Origin of the sequence: Roseospirillum parvum, assembly GCF_900100455.1 — a bacterium.
Classification (GTDB): domain Bacteria; phylum Pseudomonadota; class Alphaproteobacteria; order Rhodospirillales; family Rhodospirillaceae; genus Roseospirillum; species Roseospirillum parvum.
Map to the genome: position 1 here is coordinate 1 of NZ_FNCV01000023.1, position 6719 is coordinate 6719.

General features: G+C 70.0%; 8 protein-coding genes. All 8 read left to right on the forward strand.

All coding sequences use genetic code 11. The features are described 5' to 3' along the window. On the forward strand, positions 1 to 252 hold a 252-nt coding region (locus tag BLR95_RS15060; RefSeq protein ID WP_425438449.1), incomplete at its 5' end, for a hypothetical protein. 2 nt (positions 253 to 254) lie between these two features. Further along, complete coding sequence (locus tag BLR95_RS15065; RefSeq protein WP_092622040.1) at positions 255 to 1799, forward strand: DUF935 domain-containing protein; 1545 nt, start codon at positions 255 to 257, stop codon at positions 1797 to 1799. Further along, entirely contained in the window at positions 1792 to 3048 is a 1257-nt protein-coding gene (locus BLR95_RS15070) for a PBECR2 nuclease fold domain-containing protein (RefSeq protein ID WP_092622042.1), read from the forward strand. The genes BLR95_RS15065 and BLR95_RS15070 overlap by 8 nt, the downstream gene beginning before the upstream one ends. A 472-nt stretch (positions 3049 to 3520) precedes the next feature. Continuing rightward, positions 3521 to 4627 carry a phage protease gene (locus BLR95_RS15075; RefSeq protein ID WP_176787910.1) on the forward strand — a complete coding sequence of 369 codons (1107 nt, stop codon included), beginning with the start codon at positions 3521 to 3523 and terminating at the stop codon, positions 4625 to 4627. Beyond that, the gene (locus BLR95_RS15080) at positions 4627 to 5040 is read left to right on the forward strand and encodes a hypothetical protein (RefSeq protein WP_092622046.1); all 414 of its coding nucleotides are present in this window, start codon (positions 4627 to 4629) and stop codon (positions 5038 to 5040) included. Before BLR95_RS15075 ends, BLR95_RS15080 begins: the two co-directional genes overlap by 1 nt. Before the next feature lie 14 nt (positions 5041 to 5054). Further along, positions 5055 to 5954 (forward strand): Mu-like prophage major head subunit gpT family protein, encoded by a 900-nt coding sequence (locus BLR95_RS15085; protein WP_092622048.1) that lies wholly within the window; start codon positions 5055 to 5057, stop codon positions 5952 to 5954. Positions 5955 to 5965: 11 nt separating this feature from the next. Further along, the gene (locus BLR95_RS15090) at positions 5966 to 6352 is read left to right on the forward strand and encodes an HI1506-related protein (RefSeq protein WP_143131042.1); all 387 of its coding nucleotides are present in this window, start codon (positions 5966 to 5968) and stop codon (positions 6350 to 6352) included. A 152-nt stretch (positions 6353 to 6504) separates the two neighbouring features. Then, a partial coding sequence (locus BLR95_RS15095; protein WP_143131043.1) for a DUF1320 domain-containing protein occupies positions 6505 to 6719 on the forward strand: 215 nt, incomplete at its 3' end.

Sequence of the window (6719 nt, forward strand, 5' to 3'; positions counted from 1 at the left end):
GTGACCGTCGCCGGGAATATCCGCTTTGCCGCCGAGCGGACCCCGGACGGCCACGCCGACCACTTCTGGGCCCTGGCGCTGGCAATCGAGGCGGCGCGCTCCCCCGTCACCGAATACGACTACACCCCGGCCGTGCCGGCCGGTTCGGTGGATGGCGGCCGGCGCATCAGTCTGGGGCCGCCGCCCGATGAAGATGATCTCGGCGCGGATCCCCTGGATGTGATTGCTGGCGGCCGGTTTGGAGGATTTTGACGATGCCCCTGGTGGACCAGTTTGGCAACCCCGTCTCGACTGCCGCCCTAAAGGACGAGGAGGCCGTGCCCGGCCTGACCGGCGTGCGCCAGGTGATCGGCGAACACCCCGAGGCGGGGCTGACGCCCCAGAGGCTGGCGGCCATCCTGCGCGAGGCCGAGGAAGGTGACCCGATCCGCCAGCTCGAGCTGGCCGAGGCGGTCGAGGAAAAGTACCTGCACTATCAGGGTGTCCTGGGAACACGAAAGCGCGCCGTGGCCCAGCTGCCGATCACCGTCGAGGCCGCCACTGACGACCAGGCCGACGTGGCCGCCGCAGACCTGGTGCGCGACTTCCTGAACACCAAAACTTTGCGCCTGTCCCTGTTCGACATCCTGGACGCCGTGGGCAAGGGCTACAGCGTCTGTGAGATCATCTGGGAGACCACCGAGCGGCAATGGATGCCCAGCGCGATCAAGTGGCGCGACCCCCGCTGGTTCGAGCTGGACCAGGCCGACGGCGAGACGCTTTGGCTGAAGGGCGATGATGGCCACCCCCAGCCGCTGACGCCCTTCAAGTACATCGTCCATCGCGCGGTGGCCAAGTCGGGCCGACCCGTCCGAGGCGGGATCATTCGCGGCGTGGCCTGGGCCTACCTGTTCCAGAACTACGGCTGGAAAGACTGGCTGGCGTTCCTGGACCGGTTCGGCCAGCCATTCCGCCTGGGCAAGTACGGCGCCGGGGCGACCGAAGCCGAGAAGTCCAAGTTGCTTCAGGCGATCCGCGCCCTGAGCGGCGACTTCGGCGGCATCATTCCCGAGACCATGGCGATCGAGCTGATCGAGGCCAAGGCGACGGGCAACGTCACCGCCTTCGCGGATCTGTGCAACGAGGCGGACACCCGCGTCTCGATCGCGGTGCTCGGCCAGAACCTGACCACCCGGGTCGAGGGCGGCAGCCGGGCGGCCAGCGAAACCCACAACGACGTGCGGGGTGACATTCGCGATCACGACGCCCTGCAGCTGGAGGCCACGCTCGAGCGCGACCTGGTGCGCCCCCTGGTCGATCTCAACCGGGGCCCCCAGCGCCGCTACCCGCACCTGAGGATCGGCGAGCCGGACCCGGTGGACCGCCAGGCTTTGCGCGAGGACCTCCAGGTCTATGTGCCGATGGGGATGAAAGTGGGCATGTCGACGGTGCGCGACATCATCGGCCTGCCCGATCCCGACCCCGACGAGGAGGTGCTGACCGTGGCCGCCGCGCCCACGGCGGCACCCGAGGAGGCCGCCGCCACCCGCTCGGCGGCCCATGGTGTAGAGCCGTCGGGAGATGACGTAGACGATGTGGACGCGCTGGTAGGCCAGCTCGAAGCGGCGGCCGGCCCGGCAATGGACGCGATGATCGATGTCATCCGCCAGACCATCGATGACGCCGACAGCATCCCCGATGCCATGGCGCGCATCGAGCGCGCCTACCCTGATTTGGCGCTGGACGATCTGGCCGACCTGATCGCTCGGGCCGCGACGGTGGCCGACCTGTCGGGCCGGGCCGAGGTCGGCCATGGCTGAGCCCGACCCGCTGACGCCGCTGCCGTTCAAGGAGGCCCAGGACTACCTGCGCCAGAAGGTCAACCTCCCCACCGCGACCTGGACCGACCTGAAGGAGGGCATGCACGCCCGCGCCTTCGTGATCGCGGGCGCCATGAAGGAGGATCTGCTGACCGACTTCAGGGGCGCCCTCCAGAAAGCGCTGGATGAAGGGACCACGCTGGCCGACTTCCGCCGGGACTTCGACCGCATCGTGGCCCGCCACGGCTGGACCTACAAAGGCAGCCGGGGCTGGCGATCGCGGGTCATCTACGACACCAACATGCGGACCGCCCGGGCCGCCGGGAAGTGGCAGCAGATCAACACCGCCACCGCGCGGGAACGCAAGCGCGGGCGGGTCCTTTACCTGCGCTACCAGGCGGTCCTGGATAGTCGAACGCGGCCGCAGCACAAGGCCTGGCACGGCGTCGTGCTGCCCGCCGACCATGCCTTCTGGGCGACACACTATCCGCCGAACGGCTGGTATTGCCGCTGTACCATCCAGGTGCTGACCGAACGCCAGCTGGCGCGCTATGGCTACACGCCGACGCCGGCCGACCAAGCGCCGAAGGTGATGATCGAGGCCAGGACCGTCCGGCGAGCCGACGGCACCACCACCACCTGGCCCACGCCACAGGGGATCGACACCGGCTGGGGCTACAATCCAGGCGAGGCCGCCTGGGGGCGGAATGTGGACCAGCGGGTATTCGACGATTTCCGGGCCCGCCGGCAGGGAGACTGGGAGCGCATCGGCGGTACGGACTGGGAGGAACTTGGGCTGCCCCGCGACCTGCCTGTGCGCTCGCGGCCGCCCCTGGGGCCGCCGGCCAGCGACCAAAAGGATGTGGTCGATGCCGTGGCGCGCACCATCGGCGGCCGCGAGCGCACCTATTTCACGCCCGATGGCGGCGCCGTCCACGTGTCGGCCGAGACGCTGGGCGGACACCTCCAACTCGGCCGGGCACCCCTGGCGCCATTGTTGCCGGACCTGCTGACAGACCCAGAGGAGATCTGGATGGCTTGGGAGCGCCATCGCCTGACCGGCCGCATCGAACTGCGGCGGCGCTTCATTCGGGCTGTCGACCTGCCCGAGCGCGGGCGGCTGATGCTGACAGTCAACGCCTATCGCGGACGTATAGAGGCGTGGACCTTCTTTGGCGCCGGCGCGCTCAACCAAGCCAATCGCGCCCGAGGCGGGGCGCTGCTCTACCGCAGAACTGAGGGGGATTGAGCGCCAGCCTGATCGGGCGGCTGGCAAGCCAGCGATGGTTAACGCGCCCGTCCACGACCATCGCCTTTCCCCTTCAGAATACACCCGCCCTCCCGGCGGATCAAGGTCGCTCCAGGACGCCTGAAGCCGCGCCCTTCCCCTTCGGCGGATTGCCAGCTTCGTCGCCCTGCCCCCTTCAATCCCCCATCAACGGCGCCGCTTCCCGGCCGACCGACCGGTCGGGCCGTCGATGGCCGATTGAGAGGCCGTAAGAGGCCGTGAGAGGCCTGGGAAGGTCGTTTTGCGGGGACGGGGCCTGGCTGGCCTCAAGCGCACCACGGGCCCGCGTCGCCCTTTCTGGACGGCCTCGCAAGGCGGCGCTATGGTGAGGGCACTCCCCCACATGCGGGGGTGGACTGACAAATGTCAGCCCTCCCGCCCCCAATCCCGTCCTCTACGGTGCCCGAACGCCACCCGAGGACGCGGACCACCCATGTCTCATCGCCAGCTCTCGGCCCATGCGGCCACCCCGACCGCCGACCAGACCATCGCGGCCCACGCGATCGGTCTGGAGCCCGGCCAGGACGCGCCAGCCGAGTGGGTCCATCTGCTGCCCGGCGGCACCTTCCGAGGCCGCGACGGGCGTGGGCCATATCACGTCGACGCCCAGGCGGTGATCGACGCCACCCGGGCCCATCACGGTTCGGCTGACATCCCCATCGACTATGATCATCAGATCCTGCGGGCCCGCGAGAACGGCCGGCCGGCCATCGCCGCCGGCTGGATCAAGGAACTCGAGGCCCGCAATGGCGAGGTGTGGGGGCGGGTCGAATGGACGGCCGCCGCCTCGGCCCACATCCAGGCCCGCGAGTATCGCTACCTGAGCCCCGTATTTCGCCACCAGCCCGACGGCACGGTACGGCAGATCGCCGCCGCCGCCCTCATCAACATTCCCAACCTCGATCTGGTCGCTCTCGCCGGCCAGGATTTCGGAGAACGCCCCATGGACGAGTACCAGACGCTGCTGGAGGCGCTGGGCCTGAAGCCCGACGCCACCGCCGAGCAGGTGGCGGCGCACACCGCCAGCCTGACCGTTGCCGCCACCACCCAGGGTGAGATCGCCCAGGTGCTGGGCCTGAAGCCCGACGCCGCGCCCGGGGACATCAAGGCCGCTGTCGAGAAGCTGGCCACCGCCGCCCACGGCGCGACCCAGGCCGCGCCGCCGGCCAAACCCGACCCCGCCGAGTACGTGCCGATGGCCGCCTTCCAGGAGCTGCAGGGCCAGGTGGCCGCCATGCAGGCCAGCGCGGCCGAGACCGCCGCCCATGGCGCCGTCGAGGAGGCCACCAAGGCCGGCAAGCTCTCCCCGGCCCTGCGCGACTGGGGGCTGGAGTACGCCACCAAGGACCTGCCCGGGTTCCAGGCGTGGGCCGAGAAGGCGCCCGCCCTGGCCGCCCACGGCGCGCAGCCGGGCGGCGCCGCTCGGCAGGCCACCGGCGCGGCCGGCCTCGATGCCGACGAGCTGGCCGTCTGCAGCCAGCTCGGCATTGACCCCGAGACTTACAAGAAGACCCGCGACGCCGAGAAGGAGACCGCCTGATGGCCGCGCTGACCGCTGACCGCAACACCCCGGAGAAGCTGGACGGCCGGCTGCGCGAGCTGCCGGTGGCCGCCGACACGGTGATCCACGCCGGCGCCCTGACCTGCCTCGACGCCGCCGGCAATGCCGTGCCGGGCTCCACGGCAACCACGCTGACCGCGGTCGGCCGAGCCGAGGCGCGGGCCGACAACGCGGGCGGGTCCGCCGGCGACGTCACCGTGAAGGTCAAGCGTGGCGTGTTCCGCTTCGCCAACAGCTCCGGCGGCGACGAGGTCGACCGCACCCACATCGGCAACCCCTGCTACGCGGTCGACGACCAGACCGTGGCGGCGACCGACGGCACCAATACCCGCAGCATCGCCGGCCTCGTCTACGACGTGGATGACCTCGGCGTCTGGGTCGAAATCAGCTAGGAGAGGCGCGTCAGATGCTCATCACCCACGGCACCCTGAAGACTCTGTACACCGGTTTCAAGACCAGCTTCCAGCAGGGCCTCGGCCAGCATGAGAGCCAGTGGCCCACGGTGGCCATGAAGGTCAACTCGACCACCCGCACCGAGGAGTACGGGTGGCTCGGCAAGATCCCCGGCGTGCGCGAGTGGCTCGGCGATCGTGTCGTCCACGGCCTGCAGGGCCACGGCTACGCGATCCGGAACAAGAACCACGAGCTCACCGTCGGGGTCTCGCGGGACGATATCGAGGACGACAACCTGGGCATCTACGCGCCCATGTTCACCGAGATGGGCCGCAGCGTCGGGGCCTATCCCGACGAACAGGTGTGGGGCCTGCTGGCGAACGGGTTCAGCACCCCCTGCTACGACGGCCAGCCCCTCTTCGATGCCGATCACCCGGTGCTCGATGCGGACGGCGCCGTGCAGAGTGTCGCCAATACCGACGCCGAGGCCGGCACCGGCGAGCCCTGGTTTCTGCTCGATCTCAGTCGGGCCATCAAGCCGGTGATCTACCAGGAGCGCAAGGCGTTCCAGTTCGTCAGCATGACCAAGGAGACGGACGAGAACGTCTTCAAGCGCAACGAGTTCCTGTACGGCGCCGATGGCCGGTCCAACGTCGGGTTCGGGCTGTGGCAGCTGGCCTGGGGGTCGAAGAAGACCCTGGACAAGGCCGCCTACAAGGCCGCCCGCCAGTGGATGATGGGGCAGAAGGGCGACCATGGGCGGCCGCTGGGCCTGCGGCCCACGCATCTGGTGGTGCCGCCCAACCTGGAGGGGGCGGCCCTCGAAATCCTCAACGCCGAGCGCGACACCGCCGGGGCGACCAACGTCTACAAGGGCACCGCGCAGCTGCTCGTCGTGCCGTGGCTGGCCTGATGGAGGTGGCCGTGAGCGACCAGGACTTCATCAGCCCCACCCTGACCATCACCGCCCGGCGAGCCCATCGCCGGGCGGGCCTGGCCCATCCGACCGAGACGGTGAGCCATCCCGCCGGGACGTTCAGCCAGTTGCAGCTGCGTCAGTTGCGGGCGGACCCCGAACTGGTCGTCGTCGAGCCCCCCGACACCGACACCACCGATCCCGCCACCGCCACCGACGGTGCCACCGACCTGCTGGCCGCCATCGGCCAGCTGGAGCCGGGCAATCCGGATCACTGGACGAAGGATGGTCGGCCCGACGCCCGTGCGCTGGCGGCCGTCGTGCGGCGCGAGGTGTCGGCGGCCGAGCGTGATGCTGCCTGGGAGGCCCATCAGGCCGCCCAGGGAGAGCGCTGACAAGAATGCTCGAGGGGAGGCCGCGCAGCAAAACGCCCGGTGCTGGAAGAGGGCACCGAACAGCGGCCAGCCGGGGAGCCGGCCAGGCGGGTGGGATGCCCGCCACCAGTTCCATTCTTCTCAGGCAGCCGTGAAGGCCCGTTGAAACCGTCATGACCACCTACGCCACCCAGGCCGACCTTGAGCAGCGCTTCGGCGCCCAGGAAATCGCCGACCTCGCCTACCGCGAGGAGGGCGATGCCCTGGGCCCGGCGCTGGCCGACGCCACCGCCCTGATCGACGGCTATCTGCGCGGCCGCTACGCGCTGCCGCTGTCGCCGGTGCCGGCGCTGGTGACGGCCCTGGCCTGTGACCTGGCGCGCTTCGC